16 protein-coding genes are annotated in these 16,671 nt (G+C 69.3%); 8 read left to right on the forward strand and 8 right to left on the reverse strand.

All coding sequences use genetic code 11. From position 1 onward, the window contains the following. Positions 1-234: 234 nt before the first annotated feature. The gene (locus B0I29_RS44625) at positions 235-1,125 is read right to left on the reverse strand and encodes a dioxygenase family protein (protein WP_111655248.1); all 891 of its coding nucleotides are present in this window, start codon (positions 1,123-1,125) and stop codon (positions 235-237) included. Positions 1,126-1,183: 58 nt separating this feature from the next. Continuing rightward, positions 1,184-2,602 (reverse strand): DedA family protein, encoded by a 1,419-nt coding sequence (locus B0I29_RS44630; RefSeq protein WP_181558333.1) that lies wholly within the window; start codon positions 2,600-2,602, stop codon positions 1,184-1,186. 80 nt (positions 2,603-2,682) lie between these two features. Between B0I29_RS44630 and B0I29_RS44635 the strand changes: the two genes are divergently transcribed. Then, the gene (locus B0I29_RS44635) at positions 2,683-3,450 is read left to right on the forward strand and encodes a hypothetical protein (RefSeq protein WP_146617123.1); all 768 of its coding nucleotides are present in this window, start codon (positions 2,683-2,685) and stop codon (positions 3,448-3,450) included. A gap of 21 nt (positions 3,451-3,471) precedes the next feature. Beyond that, a complete protein-coding gene (locus B0I29_RS44640; RefSeq protein WP_146617124.1) occupies positions 3,472-4,104 on the forward strand; it encodes a hypothetical protein in 633 nt (210 codons plus the stop codon). On the opposite strand, the gene B0I29_RS44645 is transcribed toward B0I29_RS44640, so the two are convergent. Both B0I29_RS44645 and B0I29_RS44650 read right to left on the reverse strand, forming a co-directional pair. Next, positions 4,098-5,252 carry a 4-hydroxybenzoate 3-monooxygenase gene (locus B0I29_RS44645; protein ID WP_111655277.1) on the reverse strand — a complete coding sequence of 385 codons (1,155 nt, stop codon included), beginning with the start codon at positions 5,250-5,252 and terminating at the stop codon, positions 4,098-4,100. The genes B0I29_RS44640 and B0I29_RS44645 overlap by 7 nt on opposite strands. Before the next feature lie 40 nt (positions 5,253-5,292). Beyond that, positions 5,293-6,042 carry an IclR family transcriptional regulator gene (locus B0I29_RS44650; protein WP_111655251.1) on the reverse strand — a complete coding sequence of 250 codons (750 nt, stop codon included), beginning with the start codon at positions 6,040-6,042 and terminating at the stop codon, positions 5,293-5,295. Positions 6,043-6,116: 74 nt separating this feature from the next. Between B0I29_RS44650 and pcaH the strand changes: the two genes are divergently transcribed. From pcaH to B0I29_RS44675, 5 genes are all read left to right on the forward strand, one after another. After that, a complete protein-coding gene (gene pcaH / locus B0I29_RS44655) occupies positions 6,117-6,860 on the forward strand; it encodes a protocatechuate 3,4-dioxygenase subunit beta (RefSeq protein ID WP_111655252.1) in 744 nt (247 codons plus the stop codon). Next, positions 6,857-7,420: a protocatechuate 3,4-dioxygenase subunit alpha gene (gene pcaG, locus B0I29_RS44660; protein WP_111655253.1), complete on the forward strand. Its 564-nt coding sequence runs from the start codon at positions 6,857-6,859 to the stop codon at positions 7,418-7,420. The genes pcaH and pcaG overlap by 4 nt, the downstream gene beginning before the upstream one ends. A gap of 100 nt (positions 7,421-7,520) precedes the next feature. Further along, entirely contained in the window at positions 7,521-8,720 is a 1,200-nt protein-coding gene (locus B0I29_RS44665) for a lyase family protein (RefSeq protein ID WP_111655254.1), read from the forward strand. A 2-nt stretch (positions 8,721-8,722) separates the two neighbouring features. Beyond that, positions 8,723-9,844: a bifunctional 3-oxoadipate enol-lactonase/4-carboxymuconolactone decarboxylase PcaDC gene (pcaDC, locus tag B0I29_RS44670; RefSeq protein WP_111655278.1), complete on the forward strand. Its 1,122-nt coding sequence runs from the start codon at positions 8,723-8,725 to the stop codon at positions 9,842-9,844. A gap of 242 nt (positions 9,845-10,086) precedes the next feature. Beyond that, positions 10,087-10,959 carry an SCO6745 family protein gene (locus tag B0I29_RS44675; RefSeq protein ID WP_111655255.1) on the forward strand — a complete coding sequence of 291 codons (873 nt, stop codon included), beginning with the start codon at positions 10,087-10,089 and terminating at the stop codon, positions 10,957-10,959. A 930-nt stretch (positions 10,960-11,889) separates the two neighbouring features. Here the strand turns inward: B0I29_RS44675 and B0I29_RS44685 are convergent. Both B0I29_RS44685 and B0I29_RS44690 read right to left on the reverse strand, forming a co-directional pair. Further along, the gene (locus B0I29_RS44685; RefSeq protein ID WP_483887907.1) at positions 11,890-12,984 is read right to left on the reverse strand and encodes a lytic polysaccharide monooxygenase; all 1,095 of its coding nucleotides are present in this window, start codon (positions 12,982-12,984) and stop codon (positions 11,890-11,892) included. A 185-nt stretch (positions 12,985-13,169) separates the two neighbouring features. Further along, a complete protein-coding gene (locus B0I29_RS44690; RefSeq protein WP_111655257.1) occupies positions 13,170-13,547 on the reverse strand; it encodes a hypothetical protein in 378 nt (125 codons plus the stop codon). Between the two features lie 133 nt (positions 13,548-13,680). On the opposite strand from B0I29_RS44690, the gene B0I29_RS44695 reads away from it, so the two are divergent. Beyond that, positions 13,681-14,235: a DUF2087 domain-containing protein gene (locus tag B0I29_RS44695; protein ID WP_111655258.1), complete on the forward strand. Its 555-nt coding sequence runs from the start codon at positions 13,681-13,683 to the stop codon at positions 14,233-14,235. Positions 14,236-14,312: 77 nt separating this feature from the next. Here B0I29_RS44695 and B0I29_RS44700 read toward each other — a convergent pair whose 3' ends face one another. Together B0I29_RS44700 and B0I29_RS44705 are read right to left on the reverse strand one after the other, a co-directional pair. Beyond that, complete coding sequence (locus B0I29_RS44700) at positions 14,313-15,506, reverse strand: MFS transporter (protein WP_111655259.1); 1,194 nt, start codon at positions 15,504-15,506, stop codon at positions 14,313-14,315. A gap of 100 nt (positions 15,507-15,606) precedes the next feature. Further along, complete coding sequence (locus B0I29_RS44705) at positions 15,607-16,560, reverse strand: LysR family transcriptional regulator (RefSeq protein ID WP_111655260.1); 954 nt, start codon at positions 16,558-16,560, stop codon at positions 15,607-15,609. Between the last annotated feature and the right edge of the window lie 111 nt (positions 16,561-16,671).

A 16,671-nucleotide genomic window follows, 5' to 3' on the forward strand; every position in this document is an offset into this window, starting at 1 on the left:
CCGTTGCCTCAAACGCTACATAGCACGCGAGATCTACCAAATCATCACCACCAACCACACCCCACCCACCACTTGACATCCATAGGAGCATCGGCTCGTGGCCGCCGGGAGGCACGAGCTGGCTTTCCGTACTGTCTCGCGGCCGATTTCTCCGCGCTGAACACCAGCCCGGACCGGCCGGCGTTCAGCGCGCGAGCTCAGCCGTCAAGCGAGCCCGGACGGTGTGACCGACGATTACGCGGTGTCGGCAGGTGAGGCCGACGGCGAGGGCGACGGGGAACCGCTCGGCGGCGGGCCGGACGGCGGCGGGCCACTAGGGCCACCAGGACCTCCCGGGCCTCCAGGACCGCCCGGACCTCCGCCGCTGTCGTCGTCACCCACCGACGTGTCCGACAAGTCCATGCCGATCGCGAACCGCGCCGACCACCCACCCCGCACCCTGCGCGGATGCAGCAGCATCTGCTCGCCCGCCTCGGCATAGATGCCGTCGGTCGCGTTGGTCGTGTCCGGCGCGCCCTTGCCCGCATACGGCTCGGTCGCCAGGTATGCCGCGCCGAACGGGTCGGTGAAGTACAGCTGGGAGGTGAACTCGTACGGATTGCCGTCTGTGCCGATCGTGCGGATCTTCAGGTGGAGGTGGACGGTCCGGCCCTGGTACCAGCCGGGCAGCACCGTCACGAACCGGACCCGGCCGCACGAATCGCTGACCTGGTAACCCCGTAGGAATGTGTGCCCGACCGAGTTGTTGGCGGCCACGTCCGAGTAGACCCCGTACGCGTCGCAATGCCAGATGTCGACGACCGCGTCCGGCAACGATGTGCAGGCGCCGCCGGTGATCTGGAGGACGTCGAGGCCGAGCGTGAGCCGGGTGCCGTCCGAGACACTGCCGTCGAAGGTGTCGACGCGGATGTCGGAGCGATTGAGGCCTTCGTCGACGAAGTACGGACCCTCCGTCATCTCCGGTTTCGCGACACAGTCAACACGATCAACACGATCAACAGCGGTGTCGCTTGCTGCCTGGGCGGCGGTTCCGGCCAGGGTCAGGCCGGCGCCGGTGAGCCCGAGTACGGCGAGGGCCTGCCGGCGGCTGAGTACCCGGCCGACCGGTTCGTCGTCGTTATCCATGGATCCTCCTCGTGGGATGGGACCCGGCAGACCCTAGGAATAGATACTTGGAAATGTGTCAATGAATTCTGTGACTGAGCTGTGCGTCCTCAGCCCCGTCGAAGCGCCAGCCCGTGCCGGGGCGCAGGCCCGTGTCGACCGGACCGGCCGCGTCGGAAACCCGGGACGTGCGACCTGACCACATCGCCGCGTTCAGCGCTGCCCACGCCGCACCGAGCATCACCGCCGCGACCGTCTCGCTGATCCGGCTCCACCCGAGATAGACCCACGAACCCGCACAGAGCACCGCCAGCGTCCCCGCCGACGTCCAGACCGCCGCCTGCCACTTCCACGGCAGCCCGCGCGCCACCAGCCACGCGAGCAGCCCGGACGCCGCCGCGACCTGCGCGGTCTGCCCGGCCGACATCGTTGCGAGAGCCATCGCCGCCGCGTCGACCGGCACCCACCCGTCGAACTCGTCCACCGTCGGGAACACCAGCGTCTCCGCCGCCTGCCACCCGGCCGGGAAAGCCTGTGTGAGCACCACCGCGAAGATCACCGCGGGAAGCACGGGTCCGAGCGCTTCCATCAGCCAGGCCCGCACCCCACGAGCCCGCAAGAAAGAACGCGCCAGTGACACCACCACCGCCACCGCGATCAGCACCTCCGGAACCACCGCCGTCGCCGTCTCCAGCGCGAACAGGTACCCGTCCGACGTCCACTGCCCCCGCGCCCACCCCGCAACCGCCTCGTCGACCGCGGCCAGCCCGCTGAACCGCACCATCGCCGGCACGATGACGACGAGCAGCGCGGCCGTCGACACCAGGAACCCCAGGCTCAGCGATGCCATTGCCAGCGGGTGCGGCCGGAAACCCGGAAAATCACGGAAAGGCCGGAAATTGCGCAGCGCCAGGCCGATCGCGCGTACGGGATCCGGGTTTTGACCTATCCAACGGCCTGCAAGGATGAGTCCGAGAATGAGCACCGTCAGCGCCGCTAGCGCGCCTGTCGCGCGCCCTGCGCGCGCGGCAAGAACGTCGTAACTCGCGCCTGCCGCGTAACTCGCGCCAACCATCCATAGAGCCCAGAGACTCGCCGCCGGCGTGTGCCACGCAAGGAAGCGATTCCTGGGTACGCCATTTCGCGCGGCCAGGCGCGGCATCAGTGTCCGCGCACCGACCACCCACTGTCCGAAAAAGACCGCACGTCCGCCGTGCTTGGCGAAGAGTCGCTCGGTGCGTTCCGCGTGCCGGCCGAGGCCGAGGAACGAGCCGAAGCGGAAGGCGATGTTGCCGCCCAGGATCGCCGCGGTGACCGCGACGGCGAGGGCGGGGAGCAGTGGGACGACGCCGGCGTTGGCAAGGAGACCCATGGCTATCAATGCGGTGGCGGACGGCAGGACCAGGCCGGCGAGGACCGCTGTCTCGCATGTGACCAGGGCGAACACGACCAGATAGACCGCGATCGGGGGTAGTCCTCCGAGCAGATCCTGGATCATGTGCATGACGCTAGGGGTTGGAACCGGGCGGGGGATCGGTGAAGCTCCTTAGGGATCCACCGATATCTGTAGGAGTGACGATGCAACCGACGCTGCGCCGCCTGGACGAGCTCGCCACATTCCTCGCTGACCGGGACGACACCATCGCGGTGCTCGGGCTCGGCTCGGCGGGCGCACAGAGAGCCCGGCTCGACGAGCACTCCGACCTGGACTTCTTCGTGATCGTCGCGGAGGGCGCGCGGTCGCGGTACGTCGAACGCATCGACTGGCTGGAAGCGCCATGTCCGCTCCTGTTCAGCTTCGCCCACGAGCGAAACGGACGGAAGGCGCTGTACGAGGACGGCATCTTCGTGGAGTACGCGGTCCTGACCACCACCGAGCTGGCGCACGTCCCGTTCTCCGGGGCGCGGGTGGTGTGGCGGCGTGCGGACGCTCCGGCCGGGCTGGCCCAGTCGGAGGTGCCGGTGCCGCGGACCCCGTACGACACCGTCGACTTCCACCTGAACGAGGCGCTCACCAACATCTATGTCGGCCTGCATCGTGAGCTGCGCGGGGAGCGGTTGAGCGCGTCCCGGTTCATCCAGACCTACGCCGTCGACCGGGTCATCTCGCTGTTGCGGCTGGCCAGCGGCGAGGCACCGTACCGGGATCCGTTCGACGTGTCCCGGCGGGTGGAGCGCGCCTATCCGGCGGAGGTGCTGCCGCTCGCCGAGATGATCCCCGGGTACGCGCACAACGTGGCGGCCGCCCGGACGACGTTCCGGTGGCTGAGCCGCCGGTACCCGGTGCACCCCGGCATCGGCGCGGCGATCACCGCATTGCTGACCCGTTCGGGGGATTACTCCTGATCTTCACAGCGAGGAACCTCGATGTCCATGGCGGACGTTGTTCCTCAGGACGTTGTTCCTAAGTGGAAAGCAGTCGTTCTCGACTTCGTGGAGCGTGGTGGCTGGTCGGCGGGGCAGGTCTTCTTCGCGACCCTGCTGGCCGGCGGGATCACCACTGTCGTCAAGCTGCCCTGGGGTGAGGCGCTCACCCTCGCGATCAGCGCGTTCGTCTCGTCGATCGTGCTCACCGGCGTGCAGTACCTGTCGAAGCAGACCAACCTGGCGTTCTGGCCCGACCTGCTGGTCCGGCTCGCGAAGACGTTCCTCAGCTCGCTGTCGGCGTCGATCCTGGCCGGCGCGTTCAACGTGACCACGTTCGACTGGGAGACGGCGTTCAACGTGGCGTTCCTGGCCACCCTCGGCTCGCTCGGCAAGGGTCTGCTGGCCCGGGAACCGGCCGCGCCGAACGGGCAGGTGCCGTCGGACGCGTCGCCGTCGACGCTGCCGACCGGTACCTACCGCGAGGCGGTCGACCACGGGACGCCGCCACCCACCATCGAGGCGACGAACCCGCCGGAGGGGACGTCGTCGGCCGGGTCGTTACCCGATTCGAGCGCCACACCCGTTGCGGGTGTGGGTACACCCGCAACGGATGTGAAGCCCGAGGCTCAGTAACCGATCGGCAGGCCGGCGTAGTTCTCGGCGAGGCCGGTCGCGCCGGCCTCGCTGTTCGCCACCCACTTGAGCTGGGACAACTGCAGCTGCGCGTCGAACGGGTCGCCGGACGTGTGCAGCATCGTCGTCATCCACCAGGAGAAGTGCGTGCACCGCCAGACCCGCCGCTGCGCGTCGTCGGAATACCGGTCCGCGAGCCTCTCATCGCCCTCCTTGACCTTGGCGATCAGCGCCTTGCTGAGCAGCGCCACATCCGCGATCGCCAGGTTCAGGCCCTTCGCGCCGGTCGGCGGGACGATGTGCGCGGCGTCGCCGGCCAGGAACAGGTTGTGGTGCCGCATCGGGGTCTGCACGTAACTGCGCATCGGCAGCACGCTCTTGTCGGTGATCGGGCCGGGGGTGAGCTTCCAGCCGTTCTGCCCGTGGCCGAGGCGGGTGGCGAGCTCGTCCCAGATCCGGTCGTCGGACCAGGACTGCGGGTCGGTGCCGTTCGGGACCTGCAGATACAGGCGGCTCACGGTGGCCGAGCGCATCGAGTGCAGGGCGAAGCCGTTGGGGTGCCAGGCGTAGATGAGCTCGTCGGTCGACGGGGCGACGTCGGCGAGGATGCCGAACCAGGAGTAGGGGTAGACCTTTTCGTAGGTCTCCGCGGCGGGAACCGCCTGCCTGCTGGGCCCGAAGGAGCCGTCGCAGCCGGCGATGGCAGTGGCGTCCAGTCGCTGGCTCTGCCCCGACTTGTCGGTGAAAGTCACGTGATCGTCGTGGAGCTCAACCTCGGTGACCTCGTAATGGATCTCCTGGCCGTCCGCCGCTCGTGCCTTGATCAAATCTTTCTGGACCTCGGTCTGGCCGTAGACCCACACACTCCGGCCTACCAGATCCACGAAATCCAGATGGTGCCGCTCGCCCGGCCACTGCAGGTAGATGCCCCGGTGATGGTCGCCCTCGGCGCGGATCCGGTCGCCGAGGCCCACCGACTCCAGCAGCTCCACGCTCGAATGCTCCAGGATCCCAGCCCGGATACGAGCGGCCACGTACTCCTCGGAGCGGGTCTCGAGGACCACCGACTCGACCCCGCCCTGGGCGAGGAGGTGGGAAAGAAGCAGGCCGGCGGGGCCGGCGCCGATGATGGCGACCTGGGTACGCATCACCACAGCGTCGGCGACCGTTCGGTGATCGGGCAATACCCTATTTCCACTGAACGGAAGGCGCGCCGGCCAGGGTGCGGCCGATGCCGTGCGCCGCGACCTGCAGGGCGGAGACCAGGCGGGGGAGCTGACGGCGCAGATCGGGGACGACCATGCCGAGAGCGGCGACCACGGAGTCCCCGTTGCGGACCGGCACCGCCACCGAGCAGGCGCCGAGGCTCATCTCCTCACCGGTGGTGGCGTATCCCTCGGCGCGGACCCGTTTCAGCTGTTCGAGCAGGCGGGCCGGCTGGGTGATGGTGTAGGCGGTGATCCGAGTCAACGCCTTTAACGCCTCCATCCGTACGTCCTCCGGCGCGTAGGCGAGCAGCACCTTCCCGACGCCGGTGGAGTGCATCGGCAACCGGGATCCGACCCGGCTGACCACGGGCACCGACACGTGCCCGGCGAGCCGTTCGACGTACAGCACCTCCAGGCCGTCGCGGACCGCGAGATGCACGGTGGCGAGCGTCGTCCCGTACAAATCATGCAAAAATGGGGAAGCCGCCTGGCGCAGGCCGCTCTGCACCGGCGCGAGCAGTCCGAGCTGCCAGATCCGGCGCCCGATCACGTAATCGCCGTTCGCCTCACGGGCCAGCGCGCCCCACCGGTGCAACTCGCCGACCAGGCGATGTGCGGTCGCGAGGGGCAGCCCGGCCCGATGGGCGAGATCGGTCAGGGAGAGGGCGCGGTGCTCGCCGTCGAAGGCGCCGAGGATGGCCAGGGCACGGGACGTGACCGATGCACCCATGACGCCCCCTTCCACTCAGCGGAAGTAGATTATCGCCGTGAAGCCGCGACCCGCCTAGCGTCCGGAGCGTGAACATGGAGTCGTCACAAGCTGACATCAACCGGGAGATCGAGGCAGCGGCCCAGCAACCCGGCGGACCGCAACCGAAGATCGACTATGCCCCGTACCGCAGTTCCATCCTGCGGCACCCGAAGCAGCCGGCGCACCTGATCGACCCGGAGTCGGTCGAGCTGTGGGCGCCCGCGTTCGGCCACCGTGACGTCGCGGTCGACGAGGCCGACCTGACCATCCAGCACGCCGGCACCCCGATCGGCGAGCGGATCGTGGTCACCGGCCGCGTCCTCGACGGCGACGGCCGCCCGGTGGCGAACCAGCTCGTCGAGGTGTGGCAGGCCAACGCCGCGGGCCGGTACCGGCATCAGCGCGACCAGCACCCGGCGCCGCACGACCCGAACTTCACCGGCGTCGGCCGCTGCATCACCGGGCCGGACGGGTCGTACCGCTTCCAGACGATCAAGCCGGGACCGTACCCGTGGCGCAACCACCTCAACGCCTGGCGCCCCGCGCACATCCACTTCTCGCTGTTCGGCCTCGACTTCACCCAGCGGGTCGTGACGCAGATGTACTTCCCGGGCGATCCGCTCTTCCAGTACGACCCGATCTACCAGTCGATCACCGACCCGAAATCGCGGGACCTGCTGATCGCCCAGTACGACCACGACCTCACCACCCCGGAGTGGAACACCGGGTACCGCTGGGACATCGTCCTCACCGGCACCCACCGCACTCCGCTCGACATCGACGAGGATCAGGCATGAGCGCGGTTCCCGGCCAGACCGTCGGCCCCTTCTTCCACCTTGGCCTGGAATTCCCGCAGATGAACGAACTGGTCCCGCCGGCCAGCCCGCGCGCGGTCCGCCTGCACGGCCGCGTCACCGACGGCGGCGGCAACCCGGTCCCGGACGCGGTCCTCGAGATCTGGCAGGCCGACCCGCAGGGCCACGTCCTGCGTACCCCCGGCTCACTGCGTCGCGACGGATGGACCTTCACCGGCTGGGGCCGCGCCGCCACCGACCCCGACGGCCACTACCAGTTCTTCACCCTGGAACCGGGCGCCACCGAGCAGGGCCGAGCCCCGTTCTTCGCCGTGACCGTTTTTGCCCGCGGCCTGCTGGACCGGCTGTTCACCCGCGCCTACCTGCCCGACGACCCGGACCTGCTCGCCACGGACACGCTCCTGGAGTCGGTCGCCCCGGATCGCCGCGCCACGCTGATCGCCCGGCGCGAACCGCATGGCCTCGTCTTCGACGTGAGCCTCCAGGGCCCCGCCGAGACGGTCTTCGTCACCTACCCCCGCCTGCGCGACGCATGGGCCTGATCATTTTCGCCCCTTTTCCGCGGCCAGCTGCCGGGTCGCTCTCCAGCGACGCGGCAGCCGGCCTCGCTGCCGTCCCGGCCTTCGATCACTGGGGTACGCGTTGAGCGATCTGTTGTGGCCCGGCGACGACCGTGCCGGTGACCTGTTCACGGACGCGTCGGTGCTCGCGGCGATGGTCCGGGTCGAAGCGGCCTGGCTGGATGCCCTGGTCGTGCACGGTGTCGCCGGGCCGGACGCGCGCGACGACCTGACCGGGCTGGTCGGCCCGGACGACGTCGAGGCGCTGGCCCGGGACGCGGAGTCGGGTGGTAACCCGGTGATTCCCTTGCTCAAGCTGCTGCGCCAACGGCTCGCCGCCCGTAACCCGGCTGCCGCGTCCTGGCTGCACAAGGGTTTGACCAGCCAGGACGTGCTGGACACCGGACTGGTGCTGTGCCTGACCGAGGCGATCGGCCGGATCCGGGCCGACCTGAGCGCGCAGATCGCCAGTCTGGTGAGGCTTGCCGGCGACCATCGGGACACCCCGATGGCCGGACGGACGCTGACCCAACACGCCATCCCGATCACTTTCGGTCTGAAGGCGGCGAGCTGGCTCACTGGGGTACTCGACGCCCGCGACCGCCTCGCCTCCGTCGGCGACCTGCCGGTGCAGCTGGGCGGCGCCGCCGGAAGCCTGGCCGCGCCGGTGTCCCTCGCCGGATCACCGGCCGTGGTCCGCGACCTTGTCGAGACGACGGCCGGCGCGCTCGGCCTGCGGGCGCGGGACCCGTGGCACACCGCCCGGGCCCCGCTAACCGGCGCCGCCGACGCGCTCGTGACCTGCACCGACGCATGGGGCCGGATCGCCAACGACGTCCTGGTGGCGGCACGCCCCGAGATTCATGAGTTGTCGGAAGGCGCGGTCGAGGGCCGCGGCGGCTCGTCCGCGATGCCCAACAAACAGAACCCGGTCCTCTCCATCCTGGTCCGCCGCGCCGCCCTGGCCGCGCCGTTCCTGGCGGCAACGGTGCACGCGGGCGCGGCGGCCGCTGTCGACGAACGGCCGGACGGCGGCTGGCACGTCGAATGGGCCACCCTGCGAACCCTGACCCGCCGCACCGTGACAGCCGGCGCGCAGACGGCCGAGTTGCTGGCCGGCCTCCACGTGGAGACGGCGTGGATGACCGCCAACCTGGCCGCGGCCCGGCCCGGCATCGACGCCGAACAGCGTTCGATCGCCCCGGACGCGGCCCCCGGCGAGCCGTACCGCGGCGCCACCGACCAGATCATCGACGCGGCGATCACCCGCGCTAAGGAGTGAGCGTGCTGAGCGTGACCGTTTTTGACGATGCGCCGGATCGACCGCTGTTGTTGCTGGGCTCGTCCGTCGGCACCAGCGCCGAGTCGATGTGGCGGCGGTGCGCGTCGCGGCTCTACGGCCGCTATCACGTGGTCGGCTTCGACCTGCCCGGCCACGGCGGCAGCGCCCCGGCCACCTCGCCGTTCACCATCGCCGACCTGGCCCGCGACGTGATCGCCATCGCTGATCAGATCCGGCCGTCGGGGTCGTTCTTCTACGCCGGCGACTCGATCGGCGGGGCAATCGGCCTCCAGTTGCTGCTCGACTTCCCGTCCCGGGTGAACGCGGCCGCACTGCTCTGCACCGGCGCCCAGATCGGCTCCCCGGCGATGTGGCACGAGCGGGCGGCGCTGGTCCGCGCCGAGGGCACGGCGTCCGTCGTCGCCGGCTCGGCCGAACGCTGGTTCGCACCCGGTTTCGCGGAACGTTCGCCGATGGTCACGGCCGCGCTGCTCGACGCGCTGCGGGCAACCGACGACGACAGCTACGCGTACGCATGCGAGGCCCTGGCCGCCTTCGACGTCCGTGACCGCCTCGCCGAGATCGCATCGCCCCTGCTCGCGGTGGCCGGGGCCCACGACAAGCCGACACCACCGGACGGCCTGGCCCTGATCGCCGACGGCGTGGTCAACGGCCGTCTGGTGATCCTGCCGGACATCGCCCACCTGGCGCCGGCGGAGAGCCCGGAGGTGGTGGCGTTCCTGCTGGACCAGCACTTCGACGAGTCGCGGGCAGCCGGGATCAAGGTGCGCCGCGAGGTACTCGGCGCCGAACACGTGGACCGGGCGACAGCGGGGACAACCGCGTTCACCAGAGACTTCCAGGACCTGATCACCCGCTATGCCTGGGGCGAGATCTGGACCCGCGAAGGCCTGGCCCGCCGCGACCGCTCCCTGATCACGCTGACGGCACTGATCGCTCTCGGCCACCACGAAGAGCTGGCGATGCACGTCCGAGCAGCCCGAACCAACGGCCTCTCCGCCGACGAGATCAAAGAGGTAATCCTCCAGACCGCAATCTACTGCGGCGTCCCAGCGGCAAACACCGCCTTCCGGATAGCCCAAAAGGCCCTTTCCAACCTGTAACCACCTGCCTGCTGGTCCGCTGGCCTGCCAGCCACCCTCGCGGCCCGCCCCAGCGCGGATCTTGAGCGATTTCCGACCCTGGAGTGCGGAAAGTCGCTCAAGATCGGCTGCTGGCGTGCGCAGCGGTGGCTGGGGGCCTGACATGTGTTGCGGGTGTTTGTCGTACTCCTGTGCTTTGATCGGGTCCGGACATTCGGGGACCTGTCGGCCAGCCTGCCCCGGCAAACCGCAGGAGGATCAAGATGCAGGGTGCGCCGGACGGCCTCGCACGCCAACTCTGGCGGGTGGTGGAGCCGATTCACGCGATCCTCTACTACGCGCCCGAGGTGATCGACGAGGCGGCAAAGCTGGGGTACGACGTCGATACCCGCTGGCCGAGCTACTTCGCGTGGCGGGCGGCTCCGCTCGGTGCCGTCGGAGCGGAGACGGTGAGCTCCGCGTTCTACAGTTTCAGCCCGCGCCTGGTCGAAGCGCACATACCGGCCGCCTGGGAGATCGCCGCGCCGGAGACCATCGTTGAGCGCCGTCTCGCCGCCGTCGACCAGGCTTTGCGTAACCTGCTCGGCGACGAACGGGTGGCAAGTCCCGAGGTGGCGGAGGCGGCACGCCTGGCCCGGCGCGCGGCATCGGCGGCGGGCACTGCGGGTCGCCCGCTGGCGGCTGCCAACGCCGGCCTGGAGTGGGCCGACCAGCCGCACCTGGTTCTCTGGCAGGCAGCCACCATCCTGCGCGAACACCGCGGCGACGGTCACGTGGCGGCCGCCCTGGTGGCCGGCTTCGACCCGTGCGAGCTGCTCGTTTCGTTCGCCGCCGTCGGCGCCGCCCCGGCCGAGGTGTTCGCCAGCCGGGGCTGGACCCCGGATGAGTGGGACGACGCCCAGGCCAGATTGGCAGCCCGAGGCTGGGTGAACGAGGACGGCACCGCCACCGAAGCCGGCGTGAAAGCCCGAGCCGACCTGGAACAACGCACCAGCGAACTCGCCGCCGGCCCCTGGCAGGCCCTCGACAACGAGGTGGGCCGCTTCGTCCAGCTCGCAGGCCCCCTAGCCGGCCAGATCGCCGCCTCAGGAGTCCTGCCCCGCCAAAGCACCCTGGGCCTAAGCACCCGCTCATAACCACCACAACCCTCGCCGCTGCCGCTGCCGCTGCTGCCGCTGCTGCCGCTGCTGCCGCTGCTGCTGCCGCCGCTGACTCCGCCGCCGCTGGCTGGGCGACCGCCGCTGCTTGGGCGACCGCCGCTGACCGCCGCTGGCTGGGTGGCCACCGCTGCCCGCCCTCGATCGCCGATCGCCGATCGCCGACCGCCGACCGCCGACCGCCGACCGGCGTTGGCTGCCGGCTGGGCGACCGTCGATCGGCGTTGGCTGCCGGCTGGGCGACCGCCGGGCGCTAACTTCGCGACTGCTGGCCGCTAGCCACCACCCGCTTAGATCGGGAGGCCAACGGCGATGGGCCACCGGCCTGCGCCAGATCTTGACAAACATCGCCGTCCTGGCGACCGGTGCTTGCACCTAGATCGACCGAGTGACGGTGGTGGGCGACTCGCCGGTGCCGGATCTTGGCAAGTCTCGCCGTCATGGCGACCGGCGCCTGCCCAGAGCGAGCAATTTCGGCGATGCGGGCGTGCCTTGGCCGGCGTGGCAGCGCGGTTCCTGCGGTCAGTGCGATCGATGCGGATGGCGCAGATAGCGGAGATGGCGCAGATGGCGCGCTTGGCGCGCTTGGCGTGGTTGGCGTGGATGGGGCGGTGTTGGTGTGTAGCCGGCCGCCGGGGAAGGCGGCCGGCTTTTCCCGTATTTGCCGGTGGTTGCCGCGGCGGGGAAGCCGCGACGTTGGGGAACCGGGCACCGGGAGGGTGACGGGGAACGAGGTGGGGCGTCCTCATTCCCCGTCGATGGAGTCACAGCACGTGCGTGGACGGAGCCGTGCCACGCGGGTGGGCTTGGCCTCCGTTTCTCTGGGGATGTTGATGGGGGACGGCCTGGGAGTCTGGGAGCGCTCCCATTAACATCAATGTAACAAAGGCGAACCCGCTGCGCGAGGGGTCACGTAGTCGCGGTACAGCTGACCGTCGGCGTCGACGACGTGCCCGTGCCCAGGAAGCCGAAGGTAGTGCTGGCACCCGCCGCGACACTGCCGTTGTAGTTCACATTTGTCGCACTGGCCGTGTTCCCGCTGGTGGTCAGCGTGGCGTTCCAGGTCTGCTGGATTGGCGGCGTGCCACTGAACCCGAGGGTCACCGTCCAGCTCTTGATCGCCGCACTTCCGGCGGTCACCTTGACCTCGCCCTGGAACCCGCCCTGCCACTGCGAGGTCACCCCGTAGGCGGCGGCGCAAGCCCCGGTGACCGGCGGCGTGGATACCGACGGTGACACCGAGGGCGAGGCCGATGCCGAGGGTGAGGTCGACGGAGACGACGACGGAGACGACGACGGAGATGACGAAGCCGACGATGAGGGTGACGACGACGGCTGGCTGCCGCCGAAGTTCACATCGCTGCAGAAGTAGTACGACTGATCCAGGTGGCTGGCCTGCCAGATTGTGTAGACCATGGCCCGCCCCGATCGCCCGGAAACGCTGGCCGGGATGTCGATCTGGACACCGTTGCTCAGCTGCTGCGTCCACTGCGCCGCCGGCGTGTTCGGGACCGTCTTGATCAGCTCCAGGTCCGACCACTTCAACGGCGTGGTTATCGGGTTGTATCCGACCTTGGTCACATAGACCCGGATGTAGTCAGCGCCGTGCCGCGCGCCGTCGAAGAGCGACACCGTGAACGAGTTGCCGATCGAGGTGGCTTTCCAGTCACCGACGGTGTCCATTGCGTTGTAGCGACCACTTTCCGTGTGGCCCGCACTGCACAGCTGCCCGTCCGGGATGACGGTCTCGTGTTGCCCGGCCACACCTTCCCGGAACAGGCCGTTCCAGTTCCACATGGCATTCGGGTTCGCCTGCCAGGCCTGCCAGCACATCGGATCTTCGGTCGCCATGACCGGGTCCTGGAAACGGGAGCCCCATCGATCGAAGCAACCGTAGTTGCGCGACGCGGGACCGACGACGTTGCCGTGCGCCGCGGCCGGGCTACTGGGCGCGACGAGCACGGCAAGAGCTGCGACTATCGCCGCGGCAAAGACAGAGATCAAGAGCCTTTTTTGTACGCGTGAGGACATGTGCGCTCAGCACTCCGGTAAGTCCGGGCCGTCACGTGATGACGACCGACTGCGGTGGATTCGCCGGGAGCTGCCCATGCTCCCGTGACCGCGTGGCTCCGGCGGCTGTGCTGTGCGCCCAGACTGGCCCAGCGATTGACCAAAGTCAATAAATGGACCTACGCGTACCCGATGGTCCAGTTCTGCCCATCCCCGGTTCCGCTGCAGTAGTCGTCGACGCAGACCCGGAACAGAATTTTCCGGCCCTCGCCGAAGTCGTGATCGAACGTGGCGCTCGCGCCAGCCGTGGACGGCCCCCGGTGCTCGCCGGACTGGAACGTGCCGTCGGTCCGGATGTACTTGTACTGCACAAACGCCCGCCCGCCGTCGCTCGACCGTTTCGTCAGCCGGAAGCTGTCGCCCGCCGACACGAAGTGGGCCTCGGCGAGAACCTGACTCGTTTCGTCGTACACCTGGGCGAGCGCATCCAGGCTCGGCGCTGCCGGCGCGGCAGCCAGGGCGAGAGTCGCCGCGACCGCGGCGATGGGAGCGAACATGATTCCTCCAGGGATCGCCGGTACGGCACGGCCGACATGCCGCGTCGCCCCAACCGGAGGTGACTGTCTGTTTACCCCGGTGGCGGCCGGATAATCGGATGCCGGGCGACGGCCGTGCGCTTACGGTGGCGGGATGTCCGCCCCTGCTGCGCACGCCGCCGATCTGTTGATGCAGTTGTCGAACCCGCTTCGCCTGCGGGCTCTCGCTGAGCTGCTCCGCCACGGCAACAACGGCGTGTCCATCAACGAGATGTCGATCTATCTGGATCTGCCGAAACCCGAGGCCGGCGAGTTGCTCGGCCGACTGGTCGGCGCCGGGCTGGCGACCGGCACCGGCAACGGTGATTTCCGCGCCCGCGTCGAGGTGCTGCGTGACGCGGCTCAGGCGCTCGACAAGGCGCAGCCGATCGCGCCGCTGCTCGCGAACTTTCCGCAGCTGAAGTCCTATTTCTCGCATGGTCGCCTGACCAGCCTTCCGCCGACGATGAGTGATCGGTACCAGCAGATCGCGGAACTTTTCGCCCGGTTCCTCGCAGTCGACGGCATCCTGACCGAGGACGAGGTGAACACCCGGATCGCCGTGGTGGCCGACGACGTCGCCGCGGTCCGCCGGATGCTGGTCGAGACCGGCTGGCTGGAACGCGACCGAGCCGGCTCGTCTTACGGCTCCGCCCGAACATTCGCCTGACCAATCGATCACCCGGCTGGCTCTCACTGTCGTCTCCGCGCCGTCGAGGCAGCGGTGAGAGCCAGCCGGGGTGGCCATCAGTTGTGGGTGACGTTGAGGCGGGTGGCGTCGCGCGGGACTATCCACAGCATCGACAGGGCCAGCAGCGCCGCGGCCACGCCGAGCAGGCCCAGGGCCGGCCGCAGTCCGCCGACGGCGGCTCCCACGCCGGTGATCAGCACCGGTGACAGGAACTCGCCGATGAACAGCGTCCCGGTCCACAGGCCCGTGCCGCGCCCGCGCTCGGCGAACGACAGCCCGTTGGTCGCCCAGGTCAGCAGCGTGGGTAGCAGCAGACCCGTCCCGGCGCCGGTCAGCACCGCGCCGAAAGTGATCACCGGGACCGACGCGGTGGCCGCGATGACCAGGAAACCGGCCGCCGACAGTCCGAAAGCGATCGGCAGCAGCGTCCGCGGCGTCTGCCCGGACAGCTTCGCGAACGAGCCCGCCGCCACCGCCGTGGCGAGTGACATCAGGGCGCTGAGTGCGCCGATCGTCGCGGTCGCGGTGACGCCGACCTCGTCCAGCACGAACGACAGCTCGACGATCAGCGCGTAGAAGACCACGCCGCCCGCGAGCGTGACCAGGCACGGCACCCGCAGCTGCCGCCAGGGGATCGGCGGGAGAGCGACGGACGACGCGACCCGAGCGGGCTGCCAGATCAAGAGCGCCATGGGTACGGCCAGGAGCACCGCGATCGTGTAGAGCCAGAACGGCGTCCGCCAGCCGGACGACCCGAGTGCGCCGCCGACACCGAGGAACACGGTCGCGGAGACCGAGGCGAGCAGTGTCTGCAGGCCCAGGTATCGGCTGCGTCTCGGCCCGGACCAGTAGTCGGCGATCAGCGTGGTGCAGCACGTCATGATCGCGGCCTCGCAGAGCCCGACCAGGACCCGGCTGCCGATGATCGTGGAGAGCGACTCCAGGTAGAGCGGAGCGGTGCCGAAGATCGAGTAGCCGACCATCGCGACGATCAGCACCCGTTTGCGGTCGATGCGATCCGCGATGAAGCCGGCGAACGGCGCGGTCAGGCCGATGATCAACGCCGGCACGGTGAGGACGATCGGCACCAGGGCGCCGGAGCCGGGCACGCCGGCGAAGTGGTCGGTCATCTGCGGCAGGACCGGCGCGATGAGCACGGCCCCGAGGACGGAAAGGCAGCTGCCGGCGAGCAGGAGCGCCAATTGGGCGAGACCTGCCTGCCGTGTGGGTGTGGGTGCGGTGAGAGACAAGGGAGAGCCTTCCGGTGGTCCAGGTCACACTCGGTGGCTCCGACTATGGGCGGCGGGCGATCCGCGGCGGAAGACGGATTCGGCTGATGCCGGCCATCACTCAAACTGATGGCGGCAGCGACTCGTCGATCGGCGGCCACAGCTCGTCAGCCGCCTCGATCAGCAGCTCACGGAACCACACGTGCACCGGGTCGTTCGTGTGCATCGGGTTCCACCAGAAGGATTCGTGCAAGGTGATCACCTCGAACGGGCACTGGAGGATGCGGATCCCGGCGATCGGGGCCATCAGCGTGGCCAATCGCTCCTGGATGAGCGCGATCCGCCGGGTCCCGGCAACGAGGAACGGCATCTGGAGGAACCCGTCGACGATCACGTCCACCCGGGCCTCGATGCCGAGCATCCGCAGCTGGCGTACGGCCGGGGCGTAGGCGGTCGGGCGGTCGAAGAGGACCACCCAGGGCAGGTCCTCCAGCTGTCGGAGGTACAGCTCGTCTCCGACGTCGGGGTTGTCAGCGGAGACGATGCAGACCCAGCGGTCCTCGTAAAGGTCCAGGTGGGGCAGTCCGGTGACGAATCCGTGCGGGATGAACAGGCCGTCGGCGTCGCGCAGGGTGTCGGCGGCATGGTCCACCGCGTACGGAGTGGTCTGCTGCAGGCGCAACCGCGCGTTCGGGGCGCGCCGGGCGAGCAGCCGGGCGACCAGCGGGCCGAGAATGGTCGCGGCGTAATCCGAGGAGACCACGGTGAACTCGCGGTCCAGTCCGGACGGATCGAAATCGGCGGTGGAGTCGAAGACCCGGCGCACGCCGGCGAGCGCCGGACCGGTCAGTACGGAGACCCGGGTGGCGAGCGGGGTGAGGTCGTACCGGTTGCCGACCCGGACCAGTAGCTGGTCGCCGAAATGCCGTCGCAGGCGGCTCAGGGCGCCGCTGACCGCCGGCTGGCTGACGCCGAGACGCTCCGCGGTGCGGGTCACGTTCCGTTCCCTGAGCAGGGCGTCCAAGGTCATCAGCAGGTTCAGATCGAGGTTCGCGAGCACACGGTCGACGGCCATCCGGCAACTATAAGCAGCGGCTATGACAGCCATCACCAAGTCGAGCTTCCCTGATACCGCCCGGCGGCGAGACAGTGGTCCCCATCACACGAGTAACAAAGGGGAAACGGC

The sequence above is a fragment of the Actinoplanes lutulentus genome (assembly GCF_003259845.1).
Classification (GTDB): domain Bacteria; phylum Actinomycetota; class Actinomycetes; order Mycobacteriales; family Micromonosporaceae; genus Actinoplanes; species Actinoplanes lutulentus.

What these genes read in the sequence shown, in the direction of transcription:
- B0I29_RS44625 (WP_111655248.1), bottom strand. Translation starts at nt 1,125, where the DNA reads ATGGATAACGACGACGAACCGGTCGGCCGGGTACTCAGCCGCCGGCAG.
- B0I29_RS44630 (WP_181558333.1), bottom strand. Translation starts at nt 2,602, where the DNA reads ATGATCCAGGATCTGCTCGGAGGACTACCCCCGATCGCGGTCTATCTG.
- B0I29_RS44635 (WP_146617123.1), top strand. Translation starts at nt 2,683, where the DNA reads ATGCAACCGACGCTGCGCCGCCTGGACGAGCTCGCCACATTCCTCGCT.
- B0I29_RS44640 (WP_146617124.1), top strand. Translation starts at nt 3,472, where the DNA reads ATGTCCATGGCGGACGTTGTTCCTCAGGACGTTGTTCCTAAGTGGAAA.
- B0I29_RS44645 (WP_111655277.1), bottom strand. Translation starts at nt 5,252, where the DNA reads ATGCGTACCCAGGTCGCCATCATCGGCGCCGGCCCCGCCGGCCTGCTT.
- B0I29_RS44650 (WP_111655251.1), bottom strand. Translation starts at nt 6,042, where the DNA reads ATGGGTGCATCGGTCACGTCCCGTGCCCTGGCCATCCTCGGCGCCTTC.
- pcaH (WP_111655252.1), top strand. Translation starts at nt 6,117, where the DNA reads ATGGAGTCGTCACAAGCTGACATCAACCGGGAGATCGAGGCAGCGGCC.
- pcaG (WP_111655253.1), top strand. Translation starts at nt 6,857, where the DNA reads ATGAGCGCGGTTCCCGGCCAGACCGTCGGCCCCTTCTTCCACCTTGGC.
- B0I29_RS44675 (WP_111655255.1), top strand. Translation starts at nt 10,087, where the DNA reads ATGCAGGGTGCGCCGGACGGCCTCGCACGCCAACTCTGGCGGGTGGTG.
- B0I29_RS44690 (WP_111655257.1), bottom strand. Translation starts at nt 13,547, where the DNA reads ATGTTCGCTCCCATCGCCGCGGTCGCGGCGACTCTCGCCCTGGCTGCC.
- B0I29_RS44695 (WP_111655258.1), top strand. Translation starts at nt 13,681, where the DNA reads ATGTCCGCCCCTGCTGCGCACGCCGCCGATCTGTTGATGCAGTTGTCG.
- B0I29_RS44705 (WP_111655260.1), bottom strand. Translation starts at nt 16,560, where the DNA reads ATGGCCGTCGACCGTGTGCTCGCGAACCTCGATCTGAACCTGCTGATG.